The organism is Acinetobacter sp. YH12098 (genome assembly GCF_013419235.1).
GTDB lineage: Bacteria > Pseudomonadota > Gammaproteobacteria > Pseudomonadales > Moraxellaceae > Acinetobacter > Acinetobacter amyesii.
On the sequence record NZ_VPAO01000004.1, the window covers coordinates 80,027 to 96,215 of the forward strand.

Below are 16,189 nucleotides of genomic sequence, written 5' to 3' on the forward strand. Positions count from 1 at the left end.
TGTTTTGGTCACAAGATAAGTTTTATTTTAAGATGACGAAAAACCTCATAATTCTATCCTAAATTTCAGTTTAATAAGAAATTAGTTTCGTATCTGCCGTAAGCACGCAGTGTAGTGATGCAAAGAGTAAATGATCTTGCATAACGTGAGCTTAAACCATCCAACATTTTGCTAAGTTCTCACAAAACACGTTTGTGTATGTATTCTTGTATCTAATCTAAAGTGTTATTGCCTTAAAACGTCATGATTTGGTCTCTTAAATCCGTCCATATAATTCATTATCCATGTATATCTGTGAAATGATTTTGCAGCATTTCTATAGACCCTAACTAGGACTTTAGTGGATGAAACAAAAAAGTATTTTGTACAACAGCACAGCTTGTTTTAGACTCTAAATGTTGAGGTAGTGGGATGAAATTGGGACATATCCACTTCTCAGATTTTTGTAATTATCTATCTCAAAATTTTCAACACTGATTGATTAGTTTTTGCAGCACAATTAAACTACTTCGATCAAAATATTATAAATATGCTTTATCTGGAGAAAACGCATGTCAGCACAGTTTGATCATGTATCGGTAATCAAAAAATCAAATGTTTATTTTGGCGGTCTATGCATCAGCCATACTGTGCAATTTGAAGATGGAACAAAGAAAACACTGGGTGTGTTGCTTCCAACTGAACAAGCGCTGACTTTTGAAACTCATGTACCTGAACGTATGGAAATTATTTCAGGCGAATGTCGTGTTCAAATTGCAGATAGCGAAGAAAGCGAATTATTCCGTGCGGGTCAATCATTCTACGTGCCAGGTAATAGCCGTTTTAAAATTGAAACAGACGAAGTCTTGGATTATGTGTGCCACTTAGAAGGCTAATGATTCAATCAATTTAGGCACAGTTTTTTAACCTTAAATCGGTTAAACTATGTGTCATAGCATAAATCCTGTAAAGCTTGCTTTGCAGGATTTTTCTTTTTGGCAGCCTATGCTGTGCTCTAGGGATATCATACCCTGTTTAAAAGTTTATCGAAGTTTGCAAATTAGAGGTCGTTCATGGCGAAACCGGAATATTATTATGGCGTTCATTCAGTGGAGTCATTACTGGAACTTGAGCCAGAACGCGTTTTAACTTTATTTGCGTTAAAAGGACGTGATGATCAGCGTTTAAAACGTATTTTTGAGTTGGCAGAACCGTTTGGTGTCAGCATTCAAAAAGCTAGCCGTGATAGTTTGGAAAAACTTGCGGGACAACCGTTCCATCAAGGTGTGGTCGCAGCTGTACGCCCACATCCAGTCTTGAACGAAAAAGATTTAGAGGCTTTATTACAAGCCAATCCAAATGCGTTGCTATTGGCATTAGATCATATTACAGATCCACATAACCTTGGTGCATGCATTCGTACAGCGGCAGCCATGGGTGTTGAAGCCGTGATTGCACCGCGTGATCGTTCAGCGACACTTACCCCAACAGCCCGTAAAGTTGCTGCTGGTGGTGCTGAAAAAGTGAAGTTTATTCAGGTGACCAACTTGGCACGTACATTGGCTCAAATCAAAGAAGATTTTAACGTGCGTGTGGTCGGCACCATGCTAGATGAAAAAGCGTTGCCGATTCAAAACTTTGACTTCACAGGTACGGGTGTATGTGTGGTGATGGGCGCTGAAGATACAGGTTTACGTCCCATTACGCAGGCGCAATGTGATCAAACTGTGTACATTCCAATGGCCGGCAATTTGCAAAGCTTAAATGTCAGTGTCGCAACAGGTATGGCATTGTATGAAGCATGTCGTCAACGTAATAATGAATTGAAATAGCAGTGATGATGTCTCCCCAAAAGCAAGGTTATTTATATGTTTTCATTACCATGTGTATTTGGGGGGGATTCACCTTAACGGCGCGTTTAAGCGCCAATTGGGGAATCAGTGCTTGGGATATCACGGCACTTCGGTTTGCTTTGGCATTTTGCATCTTAATGCCAATTTTGATTTATAAAAAAGATACGGCTTTTTTATGGAAGAAAGAGCCTTTTATCCTCGCTATGCTCGGTGGGGTGACCTATTGCTTAACGGCCTATAGCGCATTTCATTATGCTCCTGCGGCCCATGCTGTAATCTTCCTCAATGGTTGTATTCCCTTATGTACGGCCATAGCCGCATTCCTGATCTTCAAACAGCCACTCGATAAGCATACCTGGATCAGTGTGGTGATTATGGTCTCTGCCATTAGCTTAATGAGTTATTTGATGTATGTGGAAACCGGTGTAGCATTTGGTTTAGGTGATTTGCTGTTTTTTATCAGTGCCATTTGGTGGGGAATATTTACGGTATTGCTTAAGCAATGGAAACTCTCTGCTTGGCATGCCATGGCAGGGGTTGCGATTTGGTCTGCCGTGGTATTTGTGCCAATTTATCTAATATTTTTCCCTAAACATTGGTCCGATCCTGAGCCGCTGCAGCTCATTGGGCAAGTCATCTTTCACGGTATTTTTGTGGTGATTATTGCGACTTTAACGTATGTAGAGGCGATCAAGCGCTTAGGTGCATTTAAAGCCGGAAGCATCGTAACTTTGGCACCTTTTATTGCTGCGATTTTAGCGGTGCCGTTGCTAAATGAACCTTTAAGTTTTGCAATCGTGTGCGGATTAGTCGGGATGGGGATTGGAGCGATTCAACCGTGGAAATGGTTGGGGCGAAAGGACAGTCTAGAGCAGCAACTCGAACAACAAAAAAAGCAGTCTGAGTAAGACTGCTTTTTTATTTAGCTTTTTTCAGCGTGCGCTAAGTACTTGAGATGCAAGGGTCGAAGCTGCGCATATAGATGATCTAAATGACCATCATTCAGCACGATATCATCGGCGATTTTTTGCTTTTCCTGACGTGACATTTGAACTTGAATAATTTTTTGGATTTGCTCGATATTTTGACCATCGCGCTGTGATGCACGCTGAATTTGCAATTGTTCTGTGGCATCAATCAGCAAGGTGTGATTGGTCAATTCATGTTGATTGGTTTCAAATAATAGTGGTGAAACCAAGATGACATAGGGGCTAGTGGGTTCGTTTAATTGTTGGATAATGGACTGGCGTATTGCAGGATGGGTAATGGCTTCAAGTGCTTGACGTGCTGTAGGATCTTTAAAGATATGCTCACGTAATGCACGCCGATTTAACTCACCATTTTCCAGTAAAACCCAATCACCAAATTGTTGTTGAATTTGATTCAGTGTGGATTGCCCCGGTTCAACAACTTCCCTTGCAACGATATCAGCATCGACGACTTGAATGCCTTGGAGTCCAAACCAATTGCTTGCAGCAGATTTACCGCTACCAATACCACCTGTTAAACCCAAGACAAATGTCATACAACGACCTTACTGACCCAAATAAATTTTCATAATTTGATCACCCCATAAAAAGGCGATCCATCCGGCGATGGCAATATAGGGACCAAATGCAAAAGGTTGGTTTTCTTTACGAACCTTGAGCAAAATAATGCCAATGATTGCACCTACCAATGAAGAGAGTAATACAATCAGTGGAAGCAGGAAAGGGCCCATCCATGCACCCAAGGCAGCTAAAAGCTTAAAGTCGCCATAGCCCATGCCTTCTTTACCAGTGATGATTTTAAATAAATAGTAAACAATCCATAGGCATAAGAAGCCGATGATATATCCCCAAATGGCTGAGGTTGCAGAGGTATAAATGGCATAGCTATTCACGCCAAGCCCGAGTGCAGCCAAAGGAAGGGTATAACGGTCAGGTAAAAGTTGGGTGTCAAAGTCAATAAATGTTAAGGCAATCAAGACATAAGTCAGCACCAGACCAAACAGCATTTGGATGGTTGGGCCAAAAACTGCAACAACAATCAGCGCACAGATCATGGTGAGTAATTCGATCAGTGGATAACGGCTACTGATTGGATTTTGGCAACTTCCACATTTTCCGCGTAAAACAATCCAACTGATAACCGGAATGTTTTGATACCAACGTATAGGTGTTTTGCATTTTGGACACGTTGAAGCAGGTGTACTCAGGGTGATCTTTGTTTCATCAATAATCGGTTGATCCGGATGTAAAAACAGTTGGCAATCCGTACGCCATTCTTGTTCCATCATCTTTGGTGTGCGGTAAATTACCACATTCAAAAAACTACCGATGCAAAGACTAAAAATCCCAACTGCGATATATAACGCAATTGGGGTATTAATTAAATATGTTATTAATTCTTGCATTAAACCACAGAACCCATTTGGAAGATTGGAAGATACATTGCAATCACAAGACCACCAACGAGGACACCTAATACCGCCATAATCAAGGGTTCCATCATCGAAGTTAAGCCATCTACGGCATTATCCACTTCATTTTCATAATGCGTTGCCACTTTGTCTAGCATAGCATCCAAGGCACCGGATTCTTCACCAATAGCCACCATTTGAATCGCCATAGATGGGAATTTATCGGTGACACGCATAGCAAATTGCAGTTGTTGACCAGTCGCCACATCTTCACGAATTTTCATGACCGCTGTTTCATAGACCACGTTGTTGGTTGCACCTGCAGTTGATTCGAGCGCATCGATTAAGGGTACGCCCGCGGCAAATGTGGTTGCCAAGGTACGGCTATAGCGGGCAATAATTGCTTTATAAACCAAATCACCAAAAATCGGTGCTTTGAGTGCAGCTTTGTCTAAGAAGTCACGGAAAGCCTTGCTACGTTTTTTCGCTTCCATGAAACCAGCAATCACAGCTCCAATTCCAATGATGAGGAAGAACCAATATTTTTGCATCCATTCCGACATGTTGACCACCATTTTGGTAAAGGCAGGTAAGTCTGCACCAAATGATGAAAACAAGTCTTGGAATACGGGAACCACTTTTACCATCAAAATAATCGTCACAATAACAGCGACAACGATGACCGCTGCTGGGTATTTCATGGCTTTTTTGATTTTTTGCTTAAGCAATTCACTTTTTTCTTTGTAAATGGCAACACGGTCTAGCATGGTTTCCAATGCACCCGACTGTTCACCTGATTCAACCAAGGAGCAAAATAGGTTATCGAAATACTGCGGATATTTGCGCAGCGCACCAGCAAAGGTATTACCGCCTTCAACTTCACCTTTGATCCCCAAGACCACTTCACGCATGGCTGGGTTTTCTAGGCCTTCCGCCACGATTTCAAAACCCTGAACGAGCGGTACACCGGCTTTCATCATGGTTGCAAGTTGGCGCGTGAATACCGTGATATCCAAAGTGGATACTTTCTTTTTCATCAAGCCTTCGAGAATATTTTTGCGTTTTTCTCGAATGGTTTTAATGGTGATGCCTTGCTTACGTAAAGTGACTTTGGCTAAAGCCATATTACGCGAAGGCATTTCCCCTTTGATTTTCGCCCCTTTGCGATCCACGCCTTCATAACTGAAGGTTGGCATCATCTGCGCTTTTTTTACAGCCATGAATTTATCCTTATTTTTAAATACTAATTCACTTACTCACTGGTCACACGATTGACTTCTTGAAGTGAAGTCACCCCCTGCATGACCTTAATTAAGCCTGAACGGCGTAAATTGTTAAAACCTGCTTGATTTGAAGCTTCGGCAATTTGTAAGGCATTGCCATCTTCCATAATAATTCTTGAAATTTCAGGTGTCACTTTCATGACTTCATATATACCGACACGACCTTTATAGCCTTCACGGCATTCGGCACAACCAACAGGTTGGTATATTTGAAATTCTGGTGTATTTAAATCGTCTTCAGTAAAACCAAGTTCCAGTAGACTTTGTTTTGGTACCTCTACTGTTTCTTTACATTGTGAACATAGGCGACGCGCAAGTCGCTGCGCAATGACAAGGTTCACGGATGTCGCAATGTTAAATGAGGGCACGCCCATATTGCGTAAGCGTGTCAATGTTTCAGGTGCACTATTGGTATGTAGTGTAGACATCACCATATGACCCGTTTGAGCTGCTTTAATGGCAATTTCAGCCGTTTCTAAATCTCGAATCTCACCGACCATCACAATATCAGGGTCTTGACGTAAGAATGACTTCAATGCTGCAGAGAAGGTGAGGCCGACTTTATTATTTACGTTGACCTGATTGATCCCTTCTAAGTTAATTTCCACAGGGTCTTCGGCCGTTGAAATGTTGGTATCTTCACGGTTAAGAATGTTTAGACCTGTATATAAAGATACGGTTTTACCGGAACCCGTTGGACCGGTAATGAGCAACATGCCTTGCGGTTTTTCTAAAGCCTGCATGAACAGTTCTTTTTGATCCGGTTCATAACCCAACGCATCAATCCCTAACATCGCACTAGAAGGGTCAAGGATACGCAGTACAAGTTTTTCACCAAACAAGGTCGGCAAAGAGTTCACACGGAAGTCGATGGCTTTGTTCTTTGACAGCTTTAACTTAATACGACCGTCTTGAGGTATACGTTTTTCAGAGATGTCCATTTGTGACATGACTTTTAAACGCGAAGCAAGTCGAGTAGCGAGCTGCAAGGGCGGATTGGTAATTGTTCTTAATACGCCATCGACACGGTAGCGGACGCGGTAAGACTTTTCATAGGGTTCGAAATGTAAGTCGGATGCACCCATGCGAATGGCGTCGACTAGTAGTTTATTGATGTACTTAACAATCGGTGCTTCATCACCCGTTGCCTCATCTTCATCTTCTTGAGATGGATCGGGTGTTTCACTATCTAAATCAAGATCAAAGTCATCATCAAAGTCAAAAGTACTTTCTTCAGCGAAGTTCTGTTCAATTAACTTTTCAAGTTTGTCATGTTCAACAATAATGGTTTCGGTATTGAGCTTACTACCAAATCGGATAGCATCTACAGCTTCAATATTGGTGGGATTACTGATCGCAACGAATAACAAATTGCCATGTTTAAAAATGGGCAAAATACGATGCTTGGTAATTAACTTATCTTCAAACTCATCACGAATGATTAAAGACGTGTCATAAGTTGAAATATCAAAAACCGGTTCACCGAACTCTATCGAGATGGTTTCTGCAATCAGGCGTGCTGAAAGTTGATATTCCTGAATCAAATGCGGCACGATATCTTGATGAGCCTTTTTTGAATTTTGCAGCGCTGTTTGCATTTTTTCGGCAGACAGATGCCCTTCGTCAACTAAGCGACGAATAAACCCCGTAAATCTTGAAGAACCTTGAACTGCTGTCATGCTTTTACTTGCCTATGCTTCAGTCTGTTTATAATTGGTATAGCAAAATTATACTTTTGTTGCACAAAAATACCATATCTTAAAGTGTTGTCACTAGCTAAGAATTGGTAAAAAGCATGAACCAGTCCTTAAATCTGCTTAATTTTTTTACAGAAAAGTGAAGATCTTGGAATGACTAGAGTCATTCGAACACGCAAATGTGTTGAAATTTATCTTCAAAATTATGAATTACGTGTAGAATGTGCCCGATTTCATCTTTGTCATGTGGGATAAATATGTCGGGTTCGACGATTACGCCTTGGGTAGTGGGTAACTGGAAAATGAACCCATTGCAAGCCGATGCTGGCGCACTTCTTAAGAATTTTAAGCAATTATTAGATGAACAAAATATTGCTGAAGCGGCATGCCATATTGGGGTTGCACCAACAGCTATTGCTCTGACCACGGTGCAAAATGAATTAGCACAGGCTAGCCGTCATATTATGACTGTTGCACAAGATGTTTCTCGCGTCGCAGGTACAGGTGCATATACGGGTGAGCTCAGTGCTGAGCTATTAAAAGATTATGGTGTTGAATTTGTACTGATTGGTCATTCAGAACGCCGTGAAATTTTTGCTGATCAACCGCATATCATTAATGAAAAAGTAAAAAATGCATTAAACGCGGGTTTGACTGTGATTTATTGCGTGGGTGAAAGCTTAGAACAACGTGAAAGCGGCCAAGCAGAACAAGTTGTGTTACAACAAATATGTGATATTGCTGCTGTCGTACAAGCAGAGCAGTGGAAACAAATTGTGGTGGCTTATGAGCCAATTTGGGCCATTGGCACAGGGAAAACAGCGTCACCTGAAGATGCACAAGCGATGCATGCTAAAATTCGTGAAGGTTTAAGCCAAATCACCCCAATGGGACTTCATACTGCAATTCTTTATGGTGGTAGTGTAAAACCTGAAAATGCAGTAGAGTTGGCAGCCTGTCCAGATATCAATGGTGCGCTCGTCGGTGGTGCATCATTAAATGCAGAGTCGTTTTATAAAATTGCTCAAGCATTTGCAAATACAAAATAATTAGGAGTTCAGCATGCATACGTTTGTGCTGGTGGTACATATTATCTTAGCGATTTTAATGATCGTGCTGATTTTAGTTCAGCATGGTAAAGGCGCAGATGCGGGTGCATCTTTTGGTGGCGGCGGTGCTGCAACTGTATTTGGTGCATCTGGTTCGGGTAACTTTATGACCCGTTTGACTGCGATTTTAACGGCTTTGTTCTTTGTTACGAGCTTGACACTTGCTGTGTTTGCAAAGAAACAAACGACAGATGCTTATAGTCTGAATGCGATTTCTTCAGTACCGACTGCGCCAGCAAAATCGGCTGAAACTTCGCCAACTGCACCAAAAAGCTCTGAATAATTTATTTAACGCTTTCTTTTTTGATGTGTTGCGACTAGAATGCGTCACAGCTGCGGTGGTGGTGGAATTGGTAGACACGCTACCTTGAGGTGGTAGTGCTTTCGGGCGTGGGGGTTCAAGTCCCCCCTTCCGCACCAACTTATAATCCAGAACATAAGTTGGTGTATGCAGCAAAACTCTGTTGATGCGGGATGGAGCAGTCTGGTAGCTCGTCGGGCTCATAACCCGAAGGTCGTTGGTTCAAATCCAGCTCCCGCTACCAATCAATTCTATTTTTAAGATGCAAACTTTTAAATGGACAGCTTTTAAAGCTGAGAGAACTATTTGCATATTGATGCGGGGTGGAGCAGTCTGGTAGCTCGTCGGGCTCATAACCCGAAGGTCGTTGGTTCAAATCCAGCCCCCGCTACCAATCTTATATAGCGCACAATCTATATAAGCAGTTTGTCTGAAAGTCATTGTGATGTTGATGCGGGATGGAGCAGTCTGGTAGCTCGTCGGGCTCATAACCCGAAGGTCGTTGGTTCAAATCCAGCTCCCGCTACCAATCCTCTGAGATGCAACTCAGTAGGGCAATTCTTCAGGTTGTTTTAGATTGAAAATGACCAAGAAATTGTATATAATTTTTGCATGTTGATGCGGGATGGAGCAGTCTGGTAGCTCGTCGGGCTCATAACCCGAAGGTCGTTGGTTCAAATCCAGCTCCCGCTACCAAGTTTCTAAAAGAGGCTCACAACTAGGTGGGCCTTTTTGCACAGTGGACTATGGTTTTCTGTGTAATAATGGGGCGATTTACGCCCTTTTTTATTGGCTATCGTGTAGTGTCGACAGTATTTTGGTCAAACCGTCATGTTTCACTACTACTATAGTTTTGCATTGGTCTGTAGTGGTCATTTCGACCATCGAATCGCACAAATTTGACGAGAGTAAATGAAGCTATCAAATAAAACTCAAGCACTTCAGGACTTAATTGCCCCAGCGGTGCAAGCATGTGATGTAGAACTTTGGGGGATTGATTTCCAACCTCAAGGAAAACGTTCACTGTTACGTATTTATATCGACCGTGAAGTTGATGAAAATGCAGAACCTGTCATCAATGAAGATGGCGAAGTTGAGCAAGGCCGTGGTATCGGTGTGCAGGACTGTGTTCGTGTCACTCAGCAAGTGGGTGCGATGTTGGATGTACATGATCCAATTTCAGGCGAATATGCATTGGAAGTGTCATCTCCAGGTTGGGATCGTCAGTTCTTTAAATTGGAACAAATGACGGCATACATTGGTCAGCAAGTCGCTTTGCGTTTGATCAGTGCTGTGGATAATCGTCGTAAATTCCAAGCCAAACTTGTAAGCGTAGACCTTGAAAGCGAAATGATTCAGGTTGAAGTTGAAAAGCAACAAGTGTTGGATATTGACAGCCACAATATTGATAAAGCAAATCTGGTTTTCCAAGATTAATTTAATAAATAAGAATCTGAACGAATAGGTGACTTATGGCTCGTGAAATTCTTACCGTAGTAGAAACGGTTAGTAACGAAAAAGGTGTAAGTCGTGATGCAATTTTTGAAGCGCTTGAACAAGCTTTAGTTGCAGCGACTAAGAAGAAATTCTACGAGGGAACTCACTCGGAAGAAGCTCGTCTACGTGTAGAAATCGACCGTCGTACTGGTGATTACCGTACTTTCCGTCAATGGGAAGTGGTTGCCGACGAAGATCACGAAATGCCAGCATGCCAAGATGCGATCTCTGATGTAGATCCTGCAAAATGGGCAATTGGTGATATTCGTGAACTTGAAGTTGAATCGATTGATTTTGGTCGTATTGCGGCACAAATTGCGAAACAAGTGATTGTTCAAAAAATTCGTGAAGCAGAGCGTGCGCTAATTGCAGATGCTTACGAATCTAAAGTTGGTGAACTCATCTACGGTGAAGTGAAAAAACAAACCAAAGATGGCTTTATCATTGACTTAGGTGACAATGCAGAAGCATATCTTGCGCGTGAAGAAATGATCGCTAAAGAAATTCTACGTCCTAAACAACGTGTAAACGCGATTTTGTTTAATGTGAACCGTGAAGGCCGTGGTGCTCAGTTATTACTTTCTCGTTCTAAACCAGAAATGCTCATCGCATTGATGAAGAAAGAAATTCCTGAAATTGCTGAAGAAATCATTGAGATTAAGGCAGCTGCACGCCAACCTGGCGTTCGTGCTAAAATCGCTGTGAAAACAAACGATCACCGTATTGATCCTGTAGGTGCATGTATTGGTATGCGTGGTACACGTATCCAAGCGGTTCAGTCAGAGTTAAATGGTGAGCGTATTGATGTAGTCGTTTGGTCGGATGACGCGGCACAATACATTGCAAGTGCTTTAGAGCCTGCTGATGTATCAGGTATCGTGATTGATGAAGAAGAACGTACTGCAGATATTATTTTTGCAACGAGTGATCAGTTAGCACGTGCAATTGGCTCTCAAGGTCAAAACGTACGCTTAGCATCTGAATTGACTGGTTACAAGCTCAATATGATGCTTGAAGAAGAATATCACGCACGCCAACAAAACGAAGCGCAACAATATTTAGATATGTTTGTTACACGTCTAGATATTGATGAAGACTTAGCGATGGCGTTAGTTGAAATGGGTTTCACATCATTAGAAGAAATCGCGTATGTTCCTGCGGAAACATTCGATGAGATCGAACTTGATGCTGAAACTGTTGAAATGCTACAAGGTCGTGCAAAAGAAATTGCATTGGCTGATGCATTGAAGCAACAAGAAAACATCCAAGAGCCAAGCGAAGAGCTTGCTGCAATGGAAGGCGTGACTAAAGAAATCGCATATGCGCTTGCCGCTCGCGGTGTGGTAACTGTAGATGATCTTGCAGATCAAGCCACTGACGATATCTCTGATATCGAAGGTTTAGGTGCTGAAAAAGCAGGTCAACTTATTATGAAAGCGCGCGAATCATGGTTTAACTAGGAGGTAATATATGACGGACAAGTCGATTAAGGAGTTAGCTCTCAGCGTGGGTCGTCCAGTTGAGAAGCTACTGGAACAGGTTCGTGATGCGGGTTTACCACAAACTAAACCTGACGATATTATCTCCACTGAACAACAAAATGCCCTCGTTAACCATTTGAAAAAAGTTCATGGTCAGGATGCGGGCAATGCAGGACAAATCACGTTGAAACGTAAAACTACCAGTACTGCTAAAGTGGCGAGTACATCGGGCAAGGCAAAAACGATTAATGTAGAAGTTCGTAAGAAACATACATTTGTTAAACCGGATCCTGAGCAAATTAAAGCTGAAGCATTAGCGAAAGCACAAGCTGACCAACAAGCACGTAAACAGGAACCTAAGGTTGAAGCGAAAGCTGAAGAACCGAAGCAACAACCAGTATCTAAAGCGAAACAAGCTTTAGAAGCAATGCGCGCTGCTGCGAAGCAAGAACATGCGAAGCAAGAAACACCGAAAGCTGCGGTTGTTGTAAAACGTAAGTCAAACAACAAGCCAATTACAAAACCTGTTGAAACTCTAGAACAGAAAAAAGCACGTGAAGCTCAAGCAGCACAATTGAAAGCTGTAGAAGAAGCGGCGCGTCGTAAAGCCGCTGAAGAAGCGCAACAACGTACGCTTGAGCAAATGCGTCAAATGGCGTCTAAGTATTCTAACGAAGACACTACTGCGACCATTCGTGTTGTAGATGATTCTCCGCTTGCTGCCGGCCTTGTAGGTCAGGCATATGAAGATTCATTTGCGAAAGAAGACCGTGAAATTAAACGTGGTACCAATACCAACAATTCACGTTCACCTAAAAAAGGTGGTCGTCGTGGCGAAGAGCAATCTTTCCGTGATAACTCACATAAACGTGGTTTAAAAACAAGTCAAGCGAACAAGCATGGCTTTGAAAAACCAGTTAAAAAACAAGTTTATGATGTTGAAATTGGTGAAACAATTGTTGTTGCTGACTTGGCTGCGAAAATGGCGGTTAAAGTTCGCGAAGTTATCAAATCACTCATGAAAATGGGCGAATTGGTTACTCAAAACCAAGCGATTGATCAAGAAATTGCAGCACTTGTTGTTGAAGAAATGGGTCACAATCCAGTACTTGTTTCGGATACACAAGCAGAAGACAACTTACTTGAAGCAGCTGAAGAAGCGCGTGGTGTCCAAACCACTCGTCCGCCAGTTGTGACAATTATGGGTCACGTTGACCATGGTAAAACATCACTTCTTGATCGTATTCGTCGCTCTAAAGTGGCTGCAGGTGAAGCAGGTGGTATCACACAGCATATTGGTGCTTACCATGTGAAAACTGAAAAAGGTATTATTACTTTCTTAGATACACCGGGACACGCAGCATTTACTGCAATGCGTTCACGTGGTGCGAAATCTACAGATATCGTAGTGTTGGTTGTTGCAGCAGATGATGGTGTTATGCCACAAACTGCTGAAGCGATTGACCATGCACGTGCAGCAGGTACGCCAATTATTGTTGCTATCAACAAAATGGATAAAGAGTCTGCTGATCCAGATCGCGTATTGAATGAGTTGACGACGAAAGAAATCGTACCTGAGCAATGGGGCGGTGACGTTCCAGTGGCAATGGTTTCTGCGCACAGCGGTGCAGGTATCGACGAACTTCTTGACTTGATCTCAATTCAAGCCGAACTTCTTGAGCTTAAAGCATCTGAAGAGGGTGCGGCACAAGGTGTTGTAATTGAAGCACGTGTAGACAAAGGACGTGGTGCGGTAACATCGATTCTTGTTCAAAACGGTACATTGAAAGTGGGTGACCTTGTTCTTGCAGGTTCGTCATACGGTCGTGTACGTGCAATGACAGATGAAAATGGTCAACGTATTAAATCTGCTGGTCCTTCGATTCCTGTGGAAATCTTGGGTCTACCAGAAGCGCCAATGGCGGGTGATGAAGTTCTTGTTGTAAATGACGAGAAAAAAGCACGTGAAGTTGCTGATGCGCGTATGGATCGTGAACGTCAAAAACGTCTTGAGCGTCAATCTGCGATGCGTCTTGAAAATATCATGGCGTCTATGGGCAAGAAAGATGTGCCTATTGTCAACGTGGTATTGAAAACAGACGTACGTGGTACTTTGGAAGCATTACACGTTGCACTTGCTGAACTTGCAACTGATGAAGTGAAAGTACGTATTATTGGTTCAGGTGTTGGTGCGATCACTGAGTCTGACGTAACACTTGCTGAATCATCAGAAGCGGTTCTTCTCGGCTTTAACGTACGTGCTGATAATACTGCACGTCAAAAAGCTGATGCTGATGGTATCGACATTCGTTACTACTCGATCATCTATCAATTAATTGATGATGTGAAAGATGCGATGAGCGGTAAATTAGCGCCTGAACACCGTGAAACAATTCTTGGTGTTGCTGAAGTACGTGAAGTGTTCCACTCAAGTAAATTCGGTGCTGCTGCAGGTTGTATGGTACTTGAAGGTACATTACACCGTAATAAACCGATTCGCGTATTACGTGATGACGTGGTGGTATTCCAAGGTGAGCTTGAATCTCTTCGTCGCTACAAAGATGTGGTTGAAGAAGTTCGTGCCGGTATGGAATGTGGTCTTGCGGTGAAAGGCTATAAAGACATCAAAGCACAAGATAAGATTGAAGTGTACGATGTTCAATTGATTAAACGGAGTCTTTAATGGCGGGTAGTCAACGTCTGAAGCGTATGGCGGATACAGTACAACGTGAGTTGTCAGAACTGATCCGTCAGGAGCTGAAAGATCCACGCTTAGGTGGTCTTGTGACCATCTCTGCCGTGAAGGTGAGCCCAGACTTAGGATATGCCGAAGTTTATGTGACTGTAATGGGTCGTGAGCTAGGCGATGAGCAAAGTGAAGCCGCAAATAAAGAAACTTTAGATGTCTTGAATAAAGCATCTGGTTTCTTGCGTCATGAACTGAGCCGTCGTATCAAAACACGTATTACGCCACGTTTGCGTTTCCATTACGACAAAACAAATGCTTATGGCAACTATATGTTTGGTCTAATTGCAGAAGCGGTCAAGGACTTACCTCCTACTGACGAAGCAAAAAAAGATGATGAATAATTCAGTTCGCTGAATGAAAAAAGCCACCTTCGGGTGGCTTTTTTATGTTTGAATGGTCATTATTTAAAAATACCCAATAACACACAGAATTATAACTAGATGATAAAACTAAGCTTGAAAATGACATTGGATAGTCCAGTCTATACACACAATATAATAAAAAAAATCATGCTATTGAGCAGCATATTACTCATCACTATGCCAAGTTGGGCATGTTTAAATACCTATGTAGAAGATTTTTATACATCTGATTCAGAAAAAGAAAATCAACATGAAGAACATCATGACGAAAAATTGAAGAACTTTGTCTCAAGGCATCCTAGCCCAATAGACTATCAGGCAGAAAATGATTATGCCGTACATCAGATCTACGCAGGCCGTTACGATTTAGCCATTAAGGTTTTACGTGCAATTGAAAATGAGCATCCAGGTTTACCGAAGACGGCAGTGAATTTAGGCACAGCTTATGAGTTGATCGGCAATATTTCACTAGCCAAAAAATGGATTGCTGAAGGTATGAAGCGTGATCCATCGATTCATCTTGGCAGTGAATGGATTCATCTGAATATTTTAACAGCCAAAGAAAAACGTGCGACGGCAAAATATTTTCATGAATTTCCATTGTTGAATGTACATTATGGAACAGGTTATGTACCTGATGCGCACTGGAAGAATCAGCGAAAACTCACAACAGCAGAATATGATGCTATACGAGAGCAGGCCAGTTTACAGATTAATGAGCGGAAAAATTTTGTTTCAAGACAGAATGCCGTGATGGCACAGCTGTTTTATCAAATGGAGCGTAAAACTCTGTCCTTCAGGTCAGAGATATAAGCGACACGACATGAAGTGTCGTTTGATTTAACTAAGGACTATTTTCCTTGAGTTTTGATTGTTAATATAAGTACATGAAAACCCTTAAATTACGTATAAAAGACAAACATTGCAAGGTGTTAGACCAACTAGCATCAGAAGTGAACTTCGTCTGGAATTATGTCAATGATTTAGAGTTTAGGCATTTAAAGCGGAAAGGTGAATTTCTCTCTGCTTTTGATATTGCCAAATATACGAAAGGCACGTCCAAAGAATGTAATTTACATAGTCAAACCATTCAGGCTGTAACTGAAGAATTAGTCACCCGAAGAAAGCAATTTAAAAAGGCAAAGCTGAAATGGCGTGTCAGCAATAAAAAATCAGCAAGGCGCTCTTTGGGATGGATTCCCTTTAAAAAGGTGGCTATCAAATATGCCAATGGATATGTCCAGTATGGAAAACACCAATTTAAGCTTTGGGATAGCTACGGTTTAAGCAAATACACGTTAAAAACAGGTTCATTTGTAGAGGATAGCCGTGGGCGTTGGTATGTATGTTTTGTTGTTGAATCGCCTAAGCAAGATAAATCGACAGCAACCAAAGCGATTGGTATTGATCTAGGCTTAAAAGATATTGCCACCTGTTCTGATGGCACAGTAATTTCAAATCCAAAATTCTATCGAAA

14 protein-coding genes, 5 tRNA genes and 1 pseudogene are annotated in these 16,189 nt (G+C 41.9%); 16 read left to right on the forward strand and 4 right to left on the reverse strand.

Going from position 1 to position 16,189, the window contains the following annotated elements:
- The first annotated feature begins 551 nt into the window (after positions 1 to 551).
- The 3 genes from FTU38_RS02120 (at position 552) to FTU38_RS02130 (ending at position 2,740) form a co-directional block, all read left to right on the forward strand.
- Entirely contained in the window at positions 552 to 875 is a 324-nt protein-coding gene (locus tag FTU38_RS02120; RefSeq protein ID WP_067763086.1) for a pyrimidine/purine nucleoside phosphorylase, read from the forward strand.
- A 177-nt stretch (positions 876 to 1,052) separates the two neighbouring features.
- The gene (gene rlmB, locus FTU38_RS02125) at positions 1,053 to 1,811 is read left to right on the forward strand and encodes a 23S rRNA (guanosine(2251)-2'-O)-methyltransferase RlmB (RefSeq protein WP_168378207.1); all 759 of its coding nucleotides are present in this window, start codon (positions 1,053 to 1,055) and stop codon (positions 1,809 to 1,811) included.
- Between the two features lie 8 nt (positions 1,812 to 1,819).
- Positions 1,820 to 2,740, forward strand: a complete 921-nt coding sequence (locus FTU38_RS02130) for a DMT family transporter (RefSeq protein ID WP_373686428.1) — start codon at positions 1,820 to 1,822, stop codon at positions 2,738 to 2,740.
- Positions 2,741 to 2,754: 14 nt separating this feature from the next.
- Here FTU38_RS02130 and coaE read toward each other — a convergent pair whose 3' ends face one another.
- From coaE to pilB, 4 genes are read right to left on the reverse strand one after another with little or no spacing between them, the layout of a single operon-like run.
- On the reverse strand, positions 2,755 to 3,357 hold the full coding sequence (coaE, locus tag FTU38_RS02135; protein WP_180110463.1) for a dephospho-CoA kinase: 603 nt from the start codon (positions 3,355 to 3,357) through the stop codon (positions 2,755 to 2,757).
- Between the two features lie 9 nt (positions 3,358 to 3,366).
- Entirely contained in the window at positions 3,367 to 4,227 is an 861-nt protein-coding gene (locus FTU38_RS02140; protein ID WP_111884880.1) for an A24 family peptidase, read from the reverse strand.
- Positions 4,227 to 5,453 carry a type II secretion system F family protein gene (locus FTU38_RS02145; protein WP_078192563.1) on the reverse strand — a complete coding sequence of 409 codons (1,227 nt, stop codon included), beginning with the start codon at positions 5,451 to 5,453 and terminating at the stop codon, positions 4,227 to 4,229. The genes FTU38_RS02140 and FTU38_RS02145 overlap by 1 nt, the downstream gene beginning before the upstream one ends.
- Before the next feature lie 32 nt (positions 5,454 to 5,485).
- A complete protein-coding gene (gene pilB / locus FTU38_RS02150; protein WP_180055454.1) occupies positions 5,486 to 7,195 on the reverse strand; it encodes a type IV-A pilus assembly ATPase PilB in 1,710 nt (569 codons plus the stop codon).
- A 275-nt stretch (positions 7,196 to 7,470) separates the two neighbouring features.
- On the opposite strand from pilB, the gene tpiA reads away from it, so the two are divergent.
- The 13 genes and pseudogenes from tpiA to FTU38_RS02215 form a co-directional block, all read left to right on the forward strand.
- Entirely contained in the window at positions 7,471 to 8,262 is a 792-nt protein-coding gene (gene tpiA / locus FTU38_RS02155) for a triose-phosphate isomerase (protein WP_180004673.1), read from the forward strand.
- A 13-nt stretch (positions 8,263 to 8,275) separates the two neighbouring features.
- On the forward strand, positions 8,276 to 8,605 hold the full coding sequence (gene secG, locus FTU38_RS02160; RefSeq protein WP_078189417.1) for a preprotein translocase subunit SecG: 330 nt from the start codon (positions 8,276 to 8,278) through the stop codon (positions 8,603 to 8,605).
- 52 nt (positions 8,606 to 8,657) lie between these two features.
- Positions 8,658 to 8,742: transfer RNA gene (locus FTU38_RS02165), tRNA-Leu, on the forward strand.
- 48 nt (positions 8,743 to 8,790) lie between these two features.
- A tRNA-Met gene (locus FTU38_RS02170) sits at positions 8,791 to 8,867 on the forward strand.
- Between the two features lie 73 nt (positions 8,868 to 8,940).
- A tRNA-Met gene (locus FTU38_RS02175) sits at positions 8,941 to 9,017 on the forward strand.
- Positions 9,018 to 9,075: 58 nt separating this feature from the next.
- Positions 9,076 to 9,152 (forward strand) — tRNA-Met (locus tag FTU38_RS02180).
- A gap of 90 nt (positions 9,153 to 9,242) precedes the next feature.
- Positions 9,243 to 9,319 (forward strand) — tRNA-Met (locus FTU38_RS02185).
- 216 nt (positions 9,320 to 9,535) lie between these two features.
- On the forward strand, positions 9,536 to 10,060 hold the full coding sequence (rimP, locus tag FTU38_RS02190; protein WP_078189416.1) for a ribosome maturation factor RimP: 525 nt from the start codon (positions 9,536 to 9,538) through the stop codon (positions 10,058 to 10,060).
- A gap of 35 nt (positions 10,061 to 10,095) precedes the next feature.
- The gene (gene nusA / locus FTU38_RS02195) at positions 10,096 to 11,580 is read left to right on the forward strand and encodes a transcription termination factor NusA (RefSeq protein WP_078192558.1); all 1,485 of its coding nucleotides are present in this window, start codon (positions 10,096 to 10,098) and stop codon (positions 11,578 to 11,580) included.
- A gap of 10 nt (positions 11,581 to 11,590) precedes the next feature.
- Positions 11,591 to 14,284 carry a translation initiation factor IF-2 gene (infB, locus tag FTU38_RS02200; RefSeq protein WP_111884116.1) on the forward strand — a complete coding sequence of 898 codons (2,694 nt, stop codon included), beginning with the start codon at positions 11,591 to 11,593 and terminating at the stop codon, positions 14,282 to 14,284.
- Complete coding sequence (locus tag FTU38_RS02205) at positions 14,284 to 14,691, forward strand: ribosome-binding factor A (RefSeq protein ID WP_078189413.1); 408 nt, start codon at positions 14,284 to 14,286, stop codon at positions 14,689 to 14,691. Before infB ends, FTU38_RS02205 begins: the two co-directional genes overlap by 1 nt.
- A gap of 168 nt (positions 14,692 to 14,859) precedes the next feature.
- Entirely contained in the window at positions 14,860 to 15,525 is a 666-nt protein-coding gene (locus FTU38_RS02210) for a M48 family metallopeptidase (RefSeq protein ID WP_180004670.1), read from the forward strand.
- A gap of 74 nt (positions 15,526 to 15,599) precedes the next feature.
- Positions 15,600 to 16,189: pseudogene (locus tag FTU38_RS02215) on the forward strand (RNA-guided endonuclease TnpB family protein); the annotation flags it as partial.

Excerpts from the sequence above, each read along its gene's own strand:
- FTU38_RS02205 (WP_078189413.1), top strand. The coding sequence starts at position 14,284 with ATGGCGGGTAGTCAACGTCTGAAGCGTATGGCGGATACAGTACAACGT.
- FTU38_RS02120 (WP_067763086.1), top strand. The coding sequence starts at position 552 with ATGTCAGCACAGTTTGATCATGTATCGGTAATCAAAAAATCAAATGTT.
- nusA (WP_078192558.1), top strand. The coding sequence starts at position 10,096 with ATGGCTCGTGAAATTCTTACCGTAGTAGAAACGGTTAGTAACGAAAAA.
- rlmB (WP_168378207.1), top strand. The coding sequence starts at position 1,053 with ATGGCGAAACCGGAATATTATTATGGCGTTCATTCAGTGGAGTCATTA.
- FTU38_RS02145 (WP_078192563.1), bottom strand. The coding sequence starts at position 5,453 with ATGGCTGTAAAAAAAGCGCAGATGATGCCAACCTTCAGTTATGAAGGC.
- coaE (WP_180110463.1), bottom strand. The coding sequence starts at position 3,357 with ATGACATTTGTCTTGGGTTTAACAGGTGGTATTGGTAGCGGTAAATCT.
- infB (WP_111884116.1), top strand. The coding sequence starts at position 11,591 with ATGACGGACAAGTCGATTAAGGAGTTAGCTCTCAGCGTGGGTCGTCCA.
- rimP (WP_078189416.1), top strand. The coding sequence starts at position 9,536 with ATGAAGCTATCAAATAAAACTCAAGCACTTCAGGACTTAATTGCCCCA.
- FTU38_RS02210 (WP_180004670.1), top strand. The coding sequence starts at position 14,860 with ATGCTATTGAGCAGCATATTACTCATCACTATGCCAAGTTGGGCATGT.
- pilB (WP_180055454.1), bottom strand. The coding sequence starts at position 7,195 with ATGACAGCAGTTCAAGGTTCTTCAAGATTTACGGGGTTTATTCGTCGC.
- secG (WP_078189417.1), top strand. The coding sequence starts at position 8,276 with ATGCATACGTTTGTGCTGGTGGTACATATTATCTTAGCGATTTTAATG.
- tpiA (WP_180004673.1), top strand. The coding sequence starts at position 7,471 with ATGTCGGGTTCGACGATTACGCCTTGGGTAGTGGGTAACTGGAAAATG.
- FTU38_RS02130 (WP_373686428.1), top strand. The coding sequence starts at position 1,820 with ATGTCTCCCCAAAAGCAAGGTTATTTATATGTTTTCATTACCATGTGT.
- FTU38_RS02140 (WP_111884880.1), bottom strand. The coding sequence starts at position 4,227 with ATGCAAGAATTAATAACATATTTAATTAATACCCCAATTGCGTTATAT.